The organism is Sulfurospirillum sp. hDNRA2, from assembly GCF_024206095.2.
Lineage (GTDB): Bacteria > Campylobacterota > Campylobacteria > Campylobacterales > Sulfurospirillaceae > Sulfurospirillum.
The window spans coordinates 1,296,433-1,313,168 of record NZ_CP159800.1 but is presented as its reverse complement, the minus strand read 5'-3'; the positions used below and the strand labels follow the sequence as shown (position 1 = coordinate 1,313,168).

Below are 16,736 nucleotides of genomic sequence, written 5' to 3'. Positions count from 1 at the left end.
TATTATGTCGATAAACTTAAACATTTAGGAATATAAGATGCAAACACAGTACGCCAAAGATTTACCGCTTGAATGGAAACCGATGTCTGCCATTTTTATGGCTTTGGGCGACGCACACCGTCAAAAAATTCTTTTGCTCTTTGAAGATGGGGAACGTCTTAATGCAGGGCAAATCGCTGAAGTGTCACCTTTGGCGCGTACTACCGTTTCGCATCACCTCAAAATCCTTCACCAAGCCGAAGTGCTTTTAAGTGAGAAGATCGGCAAAGAGGTTTGGTTTTGGGTCAATAAACCGCTTTTAGAAGCGACGTTTAACAACGTTTTAGATTATCTACACGGGAAATAAATATGATCAAAACAATTTTACGTATAATTTTACGTATTTTATTTAAAATACGTGTTCATGGGCATTTTACAGCCAATAAACATGAGCCGATGCTCATCATCGCCAACCACCAATCGTTTTTAGATGGGTTGATTTTGGGCGCGATGTTGCCCGTTTCGCCGGTATTTATCATCAACACGCAAATCGCCAACAATCCTTTTATACGATTTTTTCTTATGCTCGTCGATCATCTTACCGTCGATCCGTCCAATCCGATGGCGATTAAGGCGATTATTCGCTTAGTGGAGAGCGGACGTCCTGTGGTCATTTTTCCCGAAGGGCGCATTACGACGACAGGCAGTTTGATGAAGATTTACGAAGGTAGTGCCTTCGTGGCGGTCAAAACCAATGCAACCGTTGTTCCGATCATCATTCAAGGTGCGACGTTTAGTAAGCTTTCGCGCATGCCAAAGACATACCCGCACAGACTATTTCCGCAGATTTCGCTTCGTTATTGCACGCCGACCAAACTCGTTGTTTCGCATGAGGGAACATCGCATGAAAGACGTCTGCTCTCCGGTGAAGTGATGCGACGTTTGATGCAAGAGTGCTCGTTTGACGCACGTCCTGCCAATGATCTTTTCGGCACTTTTTTGGATGCCATTGAAACGTACGGCAAAAACAAAGCCATCGTCGAAGACATCAAGCAGGTCGAATACACTTATGCACAGCTTCTTAAAATGGCGCTAGGTTTGGGACGACTCCTAAGTCCTATCACTCAAAAAGACGAAGCGGTGGGCGTTTTGATGCCAACAGCGGTTGCTTCACTCGCACTGGTTTTAGGACTCTCAGGTATGAAACGAGTACCTGCCATGCTCAATTTCACAGCAGGCGTGGACGGTTTGCAAAGTGCGTGTGACGCGGCAAAAATCAAAACGATCGTCACGTCAAAAGCCTTTGTGGAGCAAGCGAAACTCGCTCCGAAATTAGAAGCCTTAAAAGGTGTGCGCATTGTCTACCTTGAAGAGCTCAAAGCAACCATGCGCTTGGTTGATAAACTGTGGTTGATGCTTTATGCGATTCACTTTCCACGCCTTGTCACAGTATCTCAAGATGAAAAAGAGACGGCGGTGATTTTATTTACCTCTGGAAGTGAAGGCAAACCTAAAGGCGTGGTACTCTCGCATGAAGCGTTGCTTGCCAATATCGCTCAGATCAGCTCCATCGTGGATTTTTCCACGGAAGATAAAATGCTCAACGCTCTGCCGATTTTCCACTCCTTTGGTCTCACTGCAGGCTCACTGCTTCCGATCTTTCGAGGTATGCACCTGTTTATGTACCCTTCGCCACTTCATTACCGTGTCATTCCTGAGATCGCGTATGATCGCTCTTGCACGATTTTGCTAGGGACAAGCACGTTTTTGCATAACTACGCACGACACGCGCATCCGTACGACTTTTACCGTGTGCGCTACGTCATCGCTGGGGCAGAAAAGCTCGCTGAAAATGTGCGTGAGCTTTGGTTTGAGAAGTTTGGCTTACGCATTTTTGAAGGGTACGGTGCCACTGAAACGGCTCCTGTGATCGCGGTCAATACGCCGATGGCGTATAAAAAAGGAACAGTCGGACAGATCTTACCGGGCATCGAGCATAAACTGATTCCCGTTCCAGGAATTGAGGAGGGCGGCATCTTACATGTAAAGGGTGCGAATGTCATGAGCGGCTATTTGCGCGCTGAAAATCCGGGTGTTTTGGAAAAGCCGACGTCCGAAGCAGGCGAGGGGTGGTACAACACAGGCGACATCGTGAGCATCGACGAATCTGGGTTTGTGCAGATCAAAGGGCGTGTTAAACGCTTTGCCAAGATCGCAGGCGAGATGATCTCCCTAGAATCAGTCGAAAAACTAGCAACATTAACATCGAACGGTTTTTTACATGCCAGCTCATCCATCCCCGATGTCGCTAGAGGCGAAGCGATCGTACTCTTTACGACCGATAAAAACCTAACCCGAGATGCCTTGCAAAAAAGTGCTCAAAGCAACGGTTTCCCTGAAATTGCCGTGCCTCGCAAAATCGTCCATGTGGAAGCATTGCCGCTTTTGGGAACAGGCAAGACTGATTATGTCACCTTAAAATCCATGGCAAGCGAGATCGCATGAGTGCTTTTTACCTTTTGAAAACCAAACGGTTCGCGCCGTTGTTTACGGTACAGTTTTTAGGTGCGTTTAACGACAATATCTTCAAAAATACCCTCGCTATTTTGGTGACGTTTCACGCAGCTTCTTGGACGAGTTTGCCCTTAGGCATTTTAGCGCCGCTTATCGGGGCAATTTTCATTCTGCCTTTTTTCATCTTTTCAGGACTGGCTGGAGCACTGGCGGACAAATACGACAAAGCTACTTTAACACGCCTTGTCAAGCTTTTGGAATTGGGGTTGATGAGCATTGCCACCCTTGGTTTTTACATGCATTGGTTTAGTTTGTTGTTGGTCGTGGTTTTTGGCATGGGCTTGCATTCAACGCTTTTTGGACCCATCAAATACGCCATCATCCCCCAACATATGGGCGAAAATGAACTGGTGATGGCAAACGCGTTGGTCGAGTCTGGAACGTTTGGCGCCATTTTGCTTGGAACGCTTGGCGGTGGACTGATCGCCGCTTCCACATATGGCGGCATTATCGCAGGGGTTATGGGCATGGCAATCGCGCTGATCGGCTACGTGTGCAGTCGCTACATTCCCACAGCACCTTCACTGAATGCGCAGATGAATCTTTCGTACAACATCTTCTCTCAAACGGCGCAAACGCTGAAACTGGCGTATGCCAATAAGACCGTGTTTCTCGCCATCATCGCCATTTCATGGTTTTGGCTTTACGGCGCACTGTTGCTTTCGCAATTTCCCGCGTTCGTCAAAATCGTTTTAGAGGGCGACGAGACCACCGTAACACTCTTGCTTAGTCTTTTTACCGTCGGTATCGGTGTGGGCTCTTTCTTATGTGAAAAACTCAGTCACCATACCATTCGCCCTTCTTTGATCATACTGGGTGCTTTGGGAATGACTTTTTTTGGAATCGACTTTGCGCTCACCTCTTCAAGCTTTGTGCCTGTAGAAGTCCTTTTTTCAAGCAGCACCTTTTGGCATATCTTGATCGATCTAACGCTCATCGCTCTTTTTGGCGGACTCTTTAGTGTCCCTCTTTACGCTATCATGCAAAGCCAAAGCGATCCCGCGTTTCGCTCACGCATCATCGCCGCCAATAACATCTTAAATGCGCTTTTTATGGTACTTGGCGCGGTACTTACGATGGTTTTGCTCGATGCTTCATGGCGAATCCCTGAGGTCTTTTTGGCAGCAGCGATTGGAACGGGAATCATAGCAACTTGGATCGCTTGGGTGGTATACAAACGGATTGATTAGTCTTGACATGTAAAGAATGTGAACGATTTGTTCAGGTTCTATTAACGAATGGTTCATCTCTTGTTTAAGCTAATCGCCTATACTTTTACATGTAAGACACATACCTCCTTTTTGTGTAGAACCTACCAATTTTTAAGACCAACGCTCGGATTGCCCGGTTCGAGCGTTTTTTCTTTTCTCCAACACTTTTTTTATTTTATACATAAACATTTTACAACTTCAAAATCTTTACATGTAAGAGTATTAGGAAGGGAATAGGGCACGCATCCTTTTACATGTAAATTTATATTTCAATAGATGCATTTACTTTAGAAGCTCAAAAGCGGATTTTATTCACACGATCAGAAATTTTTTAGACCCCAAGCATACGCTATTTATCCATGCAAACATTTTACGATAAATCTTACGTCAGCACGTAAAGCGATTGAATGATCGACCCTCTTTTCTACGTCTTTCGTGTCACACAAACGAGCACGTGTAAAACAACGACAATGTCTTTGCAAGGAAAATAAAAGAAGCGTTTTAAAGCAAAATCAGGGGATTGGTTTGGTAAAGTAATCGAATTGAAATATTTATAGGATACGAGATGTCTGTACTTTGGGATGCGTTGAACGGTGTCGGTGCGATTACGATCGCTTTATTGATTCTATCGCTTGGAATTGCGCTTTTTTACGAGATGATTAACGGTTTTCACGATACCGCGAATGCCGTAGCCATGATTATTTATACCCATTCGATGAAAGCAAAATACTCCGTCGTGATGTCGGGAATGATGAATTTTCTAGGCGTTATCACGGGTGGTATCGGCGTTGCGTATTCGATCGTGCATCTCTTGCCCGTCGATATTATGGTAACGTCCAATCCCAATGCTTCACTAGCAATGGTCTATTCGCTCTTAATTGCGGCGGTCATTTGGAATTTCGGTACATGGTACTTCGCACTTCCCGTTTCCAGTTCACATTCACTGATCGGTGCCATTATCGGCGTGAGTGCCACGTTTGGCATTATGAACGGCTTTGATATTTCGCATAGCGTCAACTGGAAAGTCGTTTATACCGTTTTAACCGGCTTAGCGGTTTCACCCTTTTTAGGTTTCGGATTTGCCTATCTTTTAATGCGTCTGTCTCGAAAATACATTAATAACCCACGCCTTTTTAGAACTCCCGAACAAGAAGAAAAACGTAAACATCCAAGCTTTTGGGCTCGAACGGGTATCGTTGCCACGGGGGCAGGTGTAAGTTTTGCGCACGGCTCGAACGACGGGCAAAAAGGCATCGGTCTTATTATGATCATTTTAATCGGTATTTTACCGCAATATTATGCCCTCAATATGGACTCGCATCACTACAAAATCATTCAAACCCGAGACGCCGCTAATAACCTTGCGCGCTTCTACCAAGACAATCAAGACTCCCTTGCACAACTCGTCAGCGAAAAAAGGCTTATCAGTGCGTTAAAAACCAAAAACACCATTGCCGAATGCAACGTCAATCAAGTCGGCGAGACCGTCTCTTTAGTCGCGTCTAAGCTTGATCATTTGCATTCGTATTCCGAACTTTCGATCGAAGATCGATGGAGCGTTCGTACGGCGATTTTATGTTCCGATAACTTTTTTGCACAAGCGGAAAAAATCTATTTGCTAAGCGATAAAGATAAATCCGATTATATCGCAGCCCAACGCAAACACATCGTCTCGGCTATCGAATACGCTCCTTATTGGGTCATTATCGCCGTAGCGTTAGCAATTGGCATCGGTACGATGATCGGCTATCAACGTATCGTTTTAACCATCGGCGAAAAAATCGGTTCAAAACCGATCAATTATATGCAAGGAACGGTGTCCCAAGCTACGGCGATGTTGACGATTTTACTTGCAAACTTCGCACATGCACCCGTTAGCACGACACACATTTTATCAAGTGCCGTGACCGGCTCGATGGTAGCAGAACCCGACGGCGGTGTTCAGAAAAATACGATTAAAGTGATTGTGCTTTCGTGGGTTTTTACTTTACCCGTAACGGCGTTACTCGGATCGGTCATTTATATGGGATTAAACTTTTTGATGAAGTGATAAATTTTGAAGTAAGGAGAAATCGTACGATACAAGATCGTACGATTTTGATCGAATATAAAGTATTATTTTGCGGAAGCGACGGAGTCTTTCAATTTTTTACCGACTTTAAATTTAACGGCGGTTGTTTTAGCAACATCGACGACTCTGTTTGTACCGGGAACTCTTGCTTTTCTAGCAGCTCTTGTCGCCGTACTAAACGTACCGAATCCGATAAAGCTAACTTCTTTACCGGCGACAAGCGCTTCGCTAATCGCTTCTAATGCTGCATCAACAGCTTTTTGACTATCTTTCTTTGAAAGACCCGCTTTCTCAGAGACCGCTTGGATAAATTCCGCTTTTTTCATTGCCCATTCCTTAAAATAAAGTGTTTGTGCGAGGATTGTACAATTTTTTTTAAAAAAAGACAATAATTTTTCTTAAAAAGTTAAAGAATATACCCAAAGAGACGATATTTTGCTCAAGGAATTAAATTTGCTTACACTAAGAAAGATCATTTATTAAGGATAATTTATGAGGATAACGAATTCTTTATTACACTCCACGTCGTTGCGTAATTATCGCACCAATAGTGAGAGCCTTTATAATATTAACCAACAAATCGCCTCTAAATTGAAAATTCAAAACAGCTACGAAGATACCGGTATTTATATCGATGCGATGCGTTTGAATACAGAAATCGACACGTTAACGCAATCAAGTGCTATTTCGTCAAAAGCCGCAACTTTTGCTAACAATACGGATACGACGCTGACGTCGTTTTCCAGTACATTGGATCAGTTTAAGGCAAAATTGGTTCAAGCTTCCACGAGTACGAATTCAACGACCAGTCTCGAAGCGTTGGCAAACGATCTAACCGGAATAAAACAACAACTTTTAAGTCTTGCCAATACCTCTATTAACGGTCAATTCTTGTTTTCAGGTTCCTCTTTGAACCAAAAACCTATCGATGCTTACGGCAACTACCAAGGTAACGATGAAAATTTAAAAGCATTAATCGGCTCTGGCGTAGAATTGGATTATAACATTAACGGACAATCGCTTTTCTTAGGAAAAGACAGCGATTACAGCAAAATCGTATCAAGTAACGTAGCATTGCTCAACCAATCCAAATTGCATCCGGACGTGATGACGCAAAACAGTCAAAACGAAACGGCAAGCGAAGTGTACATTACGCAAGAGGACACGATACGCGATCTTGTAGGCGATACGAATAATAATGCTTCCGATGACGGAAAAGCCGTTTTTTATCTCTCCGGTCGTAAAAGTAACGGTACCACTTTTTCAAACACCATTAAAATGGATACGGGTTCTAAAGTATCGAATCTTCTTGATAGCATCGGCGAAGCATACGGAAATACGGCAACCAATAAAGTCGTCAGCGTGAGTCTTAACGCACACGGGCAAATTGAAGTAAAAGATTTAATGACCGGTCATCAAACGCTCGAAATGAATATGTTCGGGGCAATCGATCGAAACGCAACCGCCGGACAAACGGGTGATGCCGAGCAAATTATGAATATCGATAATTTAACCTTGCATCCGAACGTCGACATTATCGCTTTTAACAAAAGCAACTACGCAACGTCGCTTTCTTCTCCCGATCTAACGATGCGATCAAGTGTACTTAGCGGCGGCAATTTCGGTATCAGCTTCCCGCAAAGCGGTGTCGATACCTCTACGATCAGCACGACGACGGCATTAAAAGATATTTTCCCTGCCGATGTCGATCATCTCGATTTCGGAGCAACCTCCTTTTCAATTGCCGGTAAAACGGTACAAGACTTAATGAGTGCCATCGATACGGAATATTACGGAGGCGTACCTACGGCAACGCTCGGTTCGGGAATGATAAAAGTACCGACAAACGTCGTTTCGATTGTTCCTAAAAACGCGTCCAACGGATTGGCTCACGGAAATGCGCTTCCCGATGCAATGAATTATGCACGCAGAGGCTTTGAAAAAGACGGTAACCTTCTTTCGGGTAACGTTTCTCAAGTCGTTAAATCAACCAATAACTTTGCAACCGCTTCAACTAAACTCGTAGACGTTGCAGGTGTCGATAGCTTAAACGGGAAACAACTGGTTTTAAATTTCACGGACAAAAACGGTATCAGCCGTACGGGAACACTCAATTTAGACTCCTCGGATACGACATTTTCGATTGACTTAGACGGCGACGGTATCATCAATAGCAGCGAACCGAACGAAATTATCTCTATTTATAACGGTAAAGGAGATTTAAACAATACGAAAACCAAAGCCGATGAAATGACGTATCAACAACTTTTGGATATCGTGAGCATGGTCACGTCAGGCAATATTCCTAAGCAAGGCGTAACGAGCGATGCTCAAACGGCCATTAACAATGCCATTGCGTTCGGTATAGCCGGTGATACGACCAACCGCGATGCACAAGCCGCAATTGCCAAAAGCGGTGTTTCGCTTGAAACACAAGCGTATATTCAAAAAGCGATCGATGCCGGAATCGTTAAAGCCGATCCTACTTCTTCAGCCGCTCAAATCGCTCAAGCGACAATTGATTACGATAATGCTATCGCTAATGCTAATACAGCCGAATACAATTATGCTTTATCAACGGCTAAAAACAGCGTTGAGGCAACTTTGGATTACAAAGGAAGAATAAATATCGTCGATAAAAAATCTTCTGAGACCAAAATTGCATTATCCATGTACGATAAAAGTGCGACGGATTTTACGGGCATCGGAAGTACGGCACTCTCTTTTATGGCAAACGATTCCGTAACCGTAGAGAGCCCAAGCGTAGATATTTTTAAACAATTAGATGAAATGATTGAAGCCGTAAGATCCGGCAATCTTTATATGGATGCTTCTTCGGACGATCCTCGCGCGATGGGAATTCAAAATGCATTGCTTCAAATCGACCATATCGCAGATCACGTCAACAAAGCACACACGAAAATCGGTGCGCTCGGGAATGCACTGACCGATGCCAATGCCCGTAGCGAAATGTTGACGGTCAATGTCAAAACGGTTCAAAATAGCGTGATTAGCGTCGATACGGCAGAAGCCTATTTGGAATATCAGGCGATTTATACCTCCTACCAAGCTATGTTATCGACACTTTCGCAAATTAATAAGCTGTCTCTTTTAGATTACATGTAATAATTTGTTATAATAAACGTCTTGTAATATCATGCTTACAAGACGTTAGAGCACCGATACTTAGGAGTGCTTAAATTCTACGAGAGACGCTTACGAGCCTAGAAAGCTTGAATCGCTTGAGGGGATTACGATTACATGTAAAGGATATACTATCTTAAAAGAGACTTTTTTTATTATTTTTATTGCGATTGTTTTGTATTTGGGCGTTGCCACCGTTTTACCGGACGCTTCCGTCGTCGGAAGGTTCGGTGCTTATTTGGGGCACGGAAATCAACATTTTTTCGGCTATCTAGCGTTTATCTACCCTTTTATGCTCATTTTACCGGCATTTACGCTTTACAAAGAAGGAAAAGTAACGGAACGAAGCGTCGGTATTTTTGTCGCCTCCGCCATTCTTTTTTTCGCTTTTTTAATGGCTCAGTCGATTATCGTTCATAATGAATACAACGGTTTATTCGGTCGTTCTATCGTTGATTTATTGATCGGATTTATCGGCATTATGGGCGTTTGGATTTTTATCTTAGCCGTTTTTATGCTCTCCATGACACTTTTAGTCGAATCCAGTATTAGCGATTTTTTCGCCTTGATTAAACCTACGTTTACGAAAACAAGCGTTAAAGAGTATAAAGCAGAACCCGCCGAAGAGCCCAAACGCGAAGAGAAAAAAGTCAAATCCGTGCGAAAACAAGAGACGTTAATACCCGCCGATGAGGAGATGGAAGAAAATCCTACCATTCTTCAACCGCTTTTCCCCGAAGAGAGCGAACCGAAAAAAAGTTTGGTTAAGCTCAAAAGTTCCAACGCAAAAGTCGAGATTTTGAGCGAAGTCGAAGAAAACAAAAAATTGCTTTCGCAAATTGATCAAGGCGAAGTCGACAAACCCAAAGATTTTAAACTACCGCCGCTTTCGTTTTTAGCCAATCCTCCGACAAAAGCGGTTCATGTCAATGAAAACGAGATCGATCAAAAAATCCAAGACTTACTCGAAAAACTCAGACGCTTTAAAATCGAAGGCGACGTCGTTCGTACCTATTCAGGTCCGGTGGTAACGACATTTGAATTCAAACCCGCACCGCATGTCAAGGTTTCGCGTATTTTAACGCTTCAAGACGACCTTGCGATGGCACTTCGCGCTAAAACGATTCGTATTCAAGCACCCGTTCCCGGTAAAGACGTCGTGGGTATCGAAGTTCCGAACCAAAAAATCGAAACAATTTACCTCAAAGAGATTTTAGAGAGCGATATCTTCAAAAAATCGGCTTCGCCTTTAACGATTGCCTTAGGTAAAGACATCGTCGGAAATGCCTTTGTGACCGATCTTAAAAAATTACCGCATCTTTTGATCGCCGGAACGACCGGAAGCGGTAAGAGTGTGGGGATTAATGCGATGCTATTATCGCTTTTATACCGCAATTCGCCCGATACGTTGCGCTTTTTGATGATCGACCCTAAGATGCTCGAATTTTCGATTTACAACGACATTCCGCATCTTTTAACGCCGGTCATTACCAAACCGAAACAAGCCATCGTTGCTCTTGCCAATATGGTCTCCGAAATGGAGCGACGCTATCAGATTATGAGCCGTTCCAAAACGAAAAATATCGAAAATTACAACGAAAAAGCCAAAAGTTTAGGGCTAGAGCCGATGCCTTATATTGTCATTATTATCGACGAGCTGGCAGACTTGATGATGACGAGCGGTAAAGACGTCGAATTTTACATCGCGCGTTTGGCGCAAATGGCACGAGCCAGCGGTATTCATATCGTCGTAGCGACGCAACGCCCGTCGGTGGACGTCGTAACGGGTCTTATTAAAGCAAACTTACCTTCGCGTATTAGTTTTAAAGTCGGGCAAAAAATCGACTCAAAAGTCATTTTAGACGCTATGGGAGCCGATTCGCTTCTTGGAAACGGCGACATGCTTTTCACCCCTCCGGGCACATCCGGACTCATTCGTTTGCATGCACCCTATACCACCGAAGATGAAATCGACAAAGTGGTCGAATACCTCAAAAAACAGCGTCCCGTCGTCTATGACGAAAGCTTTTTAAAAGAGAGCGAAGAGGGTTTTTCTTCTGCTTCCGGATCCAAAGATAACGGGGAACTCGACGAACTTTTTGAAGATGCCAAAGCCATTGTCCTTAATGAAAGAAAGAGCTCGATTTCTTATATTCAAAGACGATTAAATATTGGCTATAATAGAGCCGCAACGATCGTCGAGCAACTGGAGGCGATGGGAATTCTATCGGCTCAAAATGCCAAAGGTCAGCGCGAAATTATCGTTTAATCAACTTTAAAGGAGTCAATCACAATGGATTTTTTTGAAAGCTATCAAGCTGAAGTGAATGAAAGAGCAAAATTAGGTGTTCCTCCTTTACCGCTTGACGCAAAAAAAACGGCTCAAGTCGTAGAATTACTCAAAAAAGAAGAGGGCGATCAAGCGTTTCTTCGCTCATTATTGGCCGATCGCGTTCCGCCCGGCGTTGACGAAGCCGCTTACGTTAAGGCAGCATTTTTAAACGACGTTGCTCAAAAAAAAGTGACATGTAAGGCCATTTCCGCCGTTTATGCGGTTGAATTATTAGGCACGATGCTCGGAGGCTACAACGTTCAGCCGCTTGTCGATGCACTGAGCTCTTCGGACAAAGAGGTCGCGCAAGCCGCCTGTAACGCTCTTAAAAACACGATTCTCGTCTACGGCTCTTTTAACGACATTGAAACACTCTCCAAAACCAATACGTATGCCAAAGAAGTGATGCTTTCATGGGCAAATGCGCAGTGGTTTACGTCAAAACCCGCTCTTCCCGAAAAAATGACCGTTGCGGTATTAAAAGTCGCGGGAGAAACCAATACGGACGATTTAAGTCCCGCAAGCGAAGCGTTTACGAGAAGCGATATTCCTTTGCATGCCAATGCGATGCTCCTCAAACGACTTCCGGGCGCACTTGAAAAAATCACCGAATTAAAAGCCAAAGGCTATGAGGTCGCTTACGTGGGTGACGTCGTCGGAACGGGAAGTAGCCGAAAGTCCGGTATCAACTCTATTCAATGGTGGATGGGCAAAGAAATTGCGGGCGTTCCCAATAAAAAAACAAGCGGCCTTATTTTAGGCTCAACCATTGCCCCTATTTTTTTTAACACCGCCGAAGACAGCGGTGCGCTTCCGATCGAAGTCAACGTCGACGCATTTGAAACCGGCGATATTATCGATGTCTATCCGCTTTTAGGCAAGGTCGAAAAAGCAGGGAAAACGGTCGGTACGTTTAAACTCTCCCCCAATACCTTAGCCGACGAGTACCGAGCGGGCGGACGTATTCCGCTCATTATCGGTCGAGGACTGACCGCAAAAGCCAGAGCAAGTCTTGGCATGGGTGCCGAGACTATTTTCGCTAAACCAGAGCAACCTGAAGAACTTCAAGGCGTAGGATACACGTTGGCACAAAAAATGGTCGGACGCGCCTGCGGCGTCAAAGGCGTACGTGCCGGAATGTACGTTGAACCGCAAACGTTAACCGTTGGTTCCCAAGATACCACCGGACCGATGACGAGGGACGAGATTAAAGAGCTTGCCGCGCTTGGTTTTAGTGCCGATTTGGTGATGCAAAGCTTCTGTCATACCGCCGCTTACCCCAAACCCAGCGACGTCAAACTTCACCACACGCTTCCCGATTTCATCACTTCCCGTAGCGGCGTGAGCCTTCGTGCGGGGGACGGCGTTATTCACTCGTGGCTAAATCGTATGGTTCTCCCCGATACCGTCGGAACGGGCGGCGACAGTCATACGCGTTTTCCTATCGGCATTTCGTTTCCGGCAGGCTCGGGTCTTGTAGCCTTTGCCGCGGTTACCGGTAGCATGCCTCTTAATATGCCAGAATCGGTGTTAGTACGCTTTAAAGGCGAGATGCAACCGGGCATTACGCTACGCGATCTTGTCAATGCCATTCCGTATTACGCGATCCAAAAAGGCTTACTCACGGTTCCGAAGAAAAACAAAAAGAACGTCTTTGCGGGACGTATTTTAGAGATTGAAGGGTTACCCAAACTCAAAGTCGAACAAGCCTTTGAGCTCAGCGACGCGTCGGCGGAGCGAAGTGCGGCGGCATGTACGGTTGCTTTAGATGAAGAAAGCGTCGTCGAATATCTCCAATCCAACATTACGCTCTTAGAAGCTATGATCAAAGCCGGTTACCAAGACGCCAAAACGCTTCAACGTCGCGCCGATAAAATGAAAGCATGGATCAAAGAGCCAAAACTGCTCAAAGCCGATGCCGACGCACACTACGCCGAAGTCATCGAAATCGATCTCAATGAAATCAAAGAGCCGATTTTAGCATGTCCGAACGATCCGGACGATGTTGCGACCCTAAGCGAAATCTTAGCCGACGACAATCGCCCTAAAAAAATCGATGAAGTCTTCGTCGGAAGCTGTATGACCAATATCGGACATTACCGAGCACTCGGCGAAGTCTTGCAAGGAGAGGGCAAAGTTCCTACGACCTTGTGGATTGCACCTCCGACGAAAATGGATAAAAACCAACTCACGCAAGAGGGTTACTACGCGCTTTTCGGAACGGCGGGCGCGCGTATCGAAATTCCGGGATGTTCGCTTTGTATGGGCAACCAAGCCAACGTACGCGAGGGTGCCGTTGTCTTTTCGACATCGACTCGAAACTTCGACAACCGTATGGGGCCTAACTCGAAAGTTTACTTAGGAAGCGCGGAACTCGCCGCTTTATGCGCGCTTTTGGGACGACTTCCTAGCGTGGAAGAGTACATGAGCTTAGTGCCTAAAAAATTGGCGGGAAAAACCGAAAAGGTCTATCAATACCTCAATTTTAATCTCATCGAAGATTTCGCTTTAGGTCACTAAAACAACACCAAGCCGTCTTTGAAAAGACGGCTCATTTTTCTTACATGTAAGGATTGATTTGACTGTTCATAAAAATTGCGTCGTGACGCTTGATTATACTTTATTTAATACCCAACACGAACTTCTCGATAGCGGAGCGACTCCTTTGGTGTATCTGCACGGCGGATATGACGAAGTTTTCGTAAAAATCGAGCAGGCGTTAGAGGGAAAACGCATCGGAGAGAGCGTGCATATGCAACTGCTTCCTGAAGAGGCGTTTGGAGAGTATAAAGGCGAATTGGTTTTAGTAGAAGATCGTTCACAATTTGAAGACGATTTACAAATCGGAGAGCAAGTTGAAATGGTTTTCAGTGAGGACGACGACGAAGAGATTATGATGGTCTATACGGTCAGCGAGATTCGAGACGATCAGGTCGTCTTAGATGCCAATCATCCGCTATCAGGCGTAACGGTCGTCTTTGACGCCACCGTTATCGGTATCCGTGAAGCCTTACCCGAAGAGATCGAGAAGCGCTTCCATTCGATCGACGTCGAACGCTCCGTTTTATAAGCCATGTACGACACGCTCGGCTTATTCGAACATTTAACGATCCTCTACGCCGAAGACGAAGAGAGCTTACGCCATAGCGTCGCACAAACCTTAGAGCTTTTCTTTAAACGCGTGATTCAAGCGTCCAACGGCGAAGAAGCCGAAGAGCTTTTTTACGAACACCGTCCCGACGTACTGCTGTTGGATATTTGTATGCCCAAATGCAACGGACTGGAGTTGCTAAGGAGGATTCGCGAATCCCATAAACGCGTTCCCGTCATTATTATGAGCGCATATGCCGAGCAACGCTATTTTTTAGAAGCGATCGAACTTAATATTTGCACATACCTTCTCAAGCCTTTTTCCAAAGAGAGTTTTTTAAACGCCTTAAAAACATGCGCACATTGGATGTACGAATGGGGAGAGGGTAACGTCATTAAAGTCAACGAAAGCGTCTTTTACAATCCCGAATCGTGTACGCTTTACGTCAATGAAACGCCTAGCGTACTGACGAAAAAAGAGCGTCTTTTATTTGAATATCTTTTGCGCCAAAAAAATCGCGTTCTCTCTTATGACATGTTAGAAGAGGCGGTTTGGGCGGGTGACGGCGGTAATAAAGAGGCTTTAAAAGCACTGGTAAAAGAACTGCGTAAAAAACTTCCGAACGATTTGATCGAAAACATTTTCGGTATCGGGTACAAACTTGCCGTACGCTAAAAAACGCCTCTCGCCTTCTACGAAAACCAAAACGATGATCTTCGTGTTATTGCTTTTTGCGGCAATGGCAATGATCTTTGGATGGATGCGATACCTCGACGTCAAAGAGTCGATCGAAAAATCACGCAAAGATTATGCGTTACAGATTCACAGTCTCTACCAAACGACGCTAGAGCGCACCGCGACGTTTTACCTCAATCGCGCCTATGCCAATCTCGACTCTTACGGCATTAAAGACGCATTGGTGCATAAAAACGTCGAACAGCTCACGGGGCTTTCAAGCTTTCGATGGAAAGTTTTAAAGCAGGAAAATCCGTTTTTGCTCGGTATCCGTTTTTACGACAAAAACCGCCATCTCATCGCGCATCTCGGGAAAGACCCTAAGCAAAGCGAAATCGATGAAAAAAGAGCCGTTCCAAGCGAACCTCAATTTGGATTTTTCTTCTCCAAACATTATGCGGCATATCATATCATCGTGCCGGTTTACGTCGACAGAGCTTTAGTCGGAATGTTGGAATTTGCGATTGCGCCGGAGTATTTTTTAAACGAAGTCGAAGAGTTTTCGGGTCTTAAAGGCTATATATTGTTTAAAGGCGAAACGTTTGAGCCCAAAGAGAACGATTTGCGCTCCATCAGCCTCCAAGACGGGGCAATTTCACAAAATCGTACCCGCACGTACATCACGCACGTCATTCAACTCGAAGGACTTATCGGCGATCATCTAGCGCAACTTCTCTTCTTTCAAGATATTAGCGATCAGCAACAAAAACTTTTAGATACCGTCTATGAAGCGTTTTTCCTCGCGCTTGCGATGATCGGCGTATTGCTCGTCATTTTAAACTACGGATTTGACGTTTTAATCAAACGGCTTGAAGAGAGCGAAGCGAGTTTGCGCCACCTCAATCACACGCTTGAAGATCGCGTTAACCAAGAGATCAAACAGCGTTTACACCACGAACAACTTTTAATGCACCAAAGCCGTTTGGCGAGTATGGGAGAAATGATCGGCAATATTGCCCATCAGTGGCGCCAACCTTTAAGCGAGCTGGGAGCGACGCTTATGAACCTTCAACTTTTATGGGAGAGAAAGAGACTCAACCGCGATATTTTCGAAGAGCGTATCGCGCGTTCGGAGAAGCTGATCGCTTACATGTCAAAAACTATCGACGATTTTCGCAATTTTTTTATGAGCGACAACCAAAAAAAAGATTACGTCATCAACGATACGATTCAAAAAGCAATCGATCTCATCGATTCGGCACTCAAAAACCATCATATCCGCTTGACTTTCGAAGCCCAAGAGCGCCTAGAGATCAAAGGATGTCCAAGCCAGTTTGCGCAGGTCGTTTTAAATATTATCGGTAACGCCAAAGACATTTTACTCGAACGCGCGATCGACGATCCGCATATTAGCATTACGCTTCAACGCATCGACGGTCGCATTCGTATTCGCATCGTCGATAACGGCGGCGGAATCGAAATGGAACCGATTGAGCGCATTTTCGAGCCTTACGTCAGTACCAAACATGCCAAAAGCGGCACGGGTATCGGTCTTTACATGAGTAAAACCATTATCGAACAACACGCGCAAGGAAGCCTCAAAGCATTCAATACCGATCTGGGAGCCTGCTTCGAAATCATTCTCTAATCCCTCGCTTT

The 16,736-nt window shown here is 44.9% G+C and carries 11 protein-coding genes; 10 read left to right on the top strand and 1 reads right to left on the bottom strand.

The genetic code is table 11. The features are described from left to right. Positions 1-37 precede the first annotated feature (37 nt). The 4 genes from NL930_RS06585 (at position 38) to NL930_RS06570 (ending at position 5,814) form a co-directional block, all read left to right on the top strand. On the top strand, positions 38-346 hold the full coding sequence (locus NL930_RS06585; protein ID WP_039674519.1) for a helix-turn-helix transcriptional regulator: 309 nt from the start codon (positions 38-40) through the stop codon (positions 344-346). A 2-nt stretch (positions 347-348) separates the two neighbouring features. Continuing rightward, positions 349-2,484 (top strand): bifunctional acyl-ACP--phospholipid O-acyltransferase/long-chain-fatty-acid--ACP ligase, encoded by a 2,136-nt coding sequence (gene aas / locus NL930_RS06580; RefSeq protein WP_254376065.1) that lies wholly within the window; start codon positions 349-351, stop codon positions 2,482-2,484. Then, positions 2,481-3,743, top strand: coding sequence for an MFS transporter (locus tag NL930_RS06575; protein ID WP_254376064.1), 1,263 nt, complete (start codon positions 2,481-2,483; stop codon positions 3,741-3,743). The genes aas and NL930_RS06575 overlap by 4 nt, the downstream gene beginning before the upstream one ends. 586 nt (positions 3,744-4,329) lie before the next feature. Further along, the gene (locus NL930_RS06570) at positions 4,330-5,814 is read left to right on the top strand and encodes an inorganic phosphate transporter (RefSeq protein ID WP_039674521.1); all 1,485 of its coding nucleotides are present in this window, start codon (positions 4,330-4,332) and stop codon (positions 5,812-5,814) included. A 65-nt stretch (positions 5,815-5,879) separates the two neighbouring features. Here the strand turns inward: NL930_RS06570 and NL930_RS06565 are convergent, their stop codons facing one another. Continuing rightward, positions 5,880-6,161 carry an HU family DNA-binding protein gene (locus NL930_RS06565; RefSeq protein WP_039674522.1) on the bottom strand — a complete coding sequence of 94 codons (282 nt, stop codon included), beginning with the start codon at positions 6,159-6,161 and terminating at the stop codon, positions 5,880-5,882. Positions 6,162-6,327: 166 nt separating this feature from the next. Between NL930_RS06565 and NL930_RS06560 the strand changes: the two genes are divergently transcribed. The 6 genes from NL930_RS06560 to NL930_RS06535 all read left to right on the top strand — a co-directional run bounded on the left by NL930_RS06560 (position 6,328) and on the right by NL930_RS06535 (position 16,725). Next, a complete protein-coding gene (locus NL930_RS06560; protein WP_254376063.1) occupies positions 6,328-8,961 on the top strand; it encodes a flagellin in 2,634 nt (877 codons plus the stop codon). A gap of 193 nt (positions 8,962-9,154) precedes the next feature. Continuing rightward, complete coding sequence (locus tag NL930_RS06555) at positions 9,155-11,248, top strand: DNA translocase FtsK (protein WP_256497179.1); 2,094 nt, start codon at positions 9,155-9,157, stop codon at positions 11,246-11,248. Positions 11,249-11,272: 24 nt separating this feature from the next. Continuing rightward, the gene (gene acnB, locus NL930_RS06550) at positions 11,273-13,831 is read left to right on the top strand and encodes a bifunctional aconitate hydratase 2/2-methylisocitrate dehydratase (RefSeq protein ID WP_254376062.1); all 2,559 of its coding nucleotides are present in this window, start codon (positions 11,273-11,275) and stop codon (positions 13,829-13,831) included. A 58-nt stretch (positions 13,832-13,889) separates the two neighbouring features. Further along, positions 13,890-14,381, top strand: coding sequence for a peptidylprolyl isomerase (locus NL930_RS06545; protein ID WP_039674527.1), 492 nt, complete (start codon positions 13,890-13,892; stop codon positions 14,379-14,381). Between the two features lie 3 nt (positions 14,382-14,384). Then, positions 14,385-15,077 carry a response regulator transcription factor gene (locus NL930_RS06540; RefSeq protein ID WP_039674530.1) on the top strand — a complete coding sequence of 231 codons (693 nt, stop codon included), beginning with the start codon at positions 14,385-14,387 and terminating at the stop codon, positions 15,075-15,077. After that, entirely contained in the window at positions 15,064-16,725 is a 1,662-nt protein-coding gene (locus NL930_RS06535; RefSeq protein WP_254376061.1) for an ATP-binding protein, read from the top strand. Before NL930_RS06540 ends, NL930_RS06535 begins: the two co-directional genes overlap by 14 nt. Positions 16,726-16,736: the final 11 nt, after the last annotated feature.

Coding starts and splice junctions, on each gene's coding strand:
- NL930_RS06570 (WP_039674521.1), top strand. CDS start 4,330: ATGTCTGTACTTTGGGATGCGTTGAACGGTGTCGGTGCGATTACGATC.
- aas (WP_254376065.1), top strand. CDS start 349: ATGATCAAAACAATTTTACGTATAATTTTACGTATTTTATTTAAAATA.
- NL930_RS06565 (WP_039674522.1), bottom strand. CDS start 6,161: ATGAAAAAAGCGGAATTTATCCAAGCGGTCTCTGAGAAAGCGGGTCTT.
- acnB (WP_254376062.1), top strand. CDS start 11,273: ATGGATTTTTTTGAAAGCTATCAAGCTGAAGTGAATGAAAGAGCAAAA.
- NL930_RS06575 (WP_254376064.1), top strand. CDS start 2,481: ATGAGTGCTTTTTACCTTTTGAAAACCAAACGGTTCGCGCCGTTGTTT.
- NL930_RS06540 (WP_039674530.1), top strand. CDS start 14,385: ATGTACGACACGCTCGGCTTATTCGAACATTTAACGATCCTCTACGCC.
- NL930_RS06560 (WP_254376063.1), top strand. CDS start 6,328: ATGAGGATAACGAATTCTTTATTACACTCCACGTCGTTGCGTAATTAT.
- NL930_RS06585 (WP_039674519.1), top strand. CDS start 38: ATGCAAACACAGTACGCCAAAGATTTACCGCTTGAATGGAAACCGATG.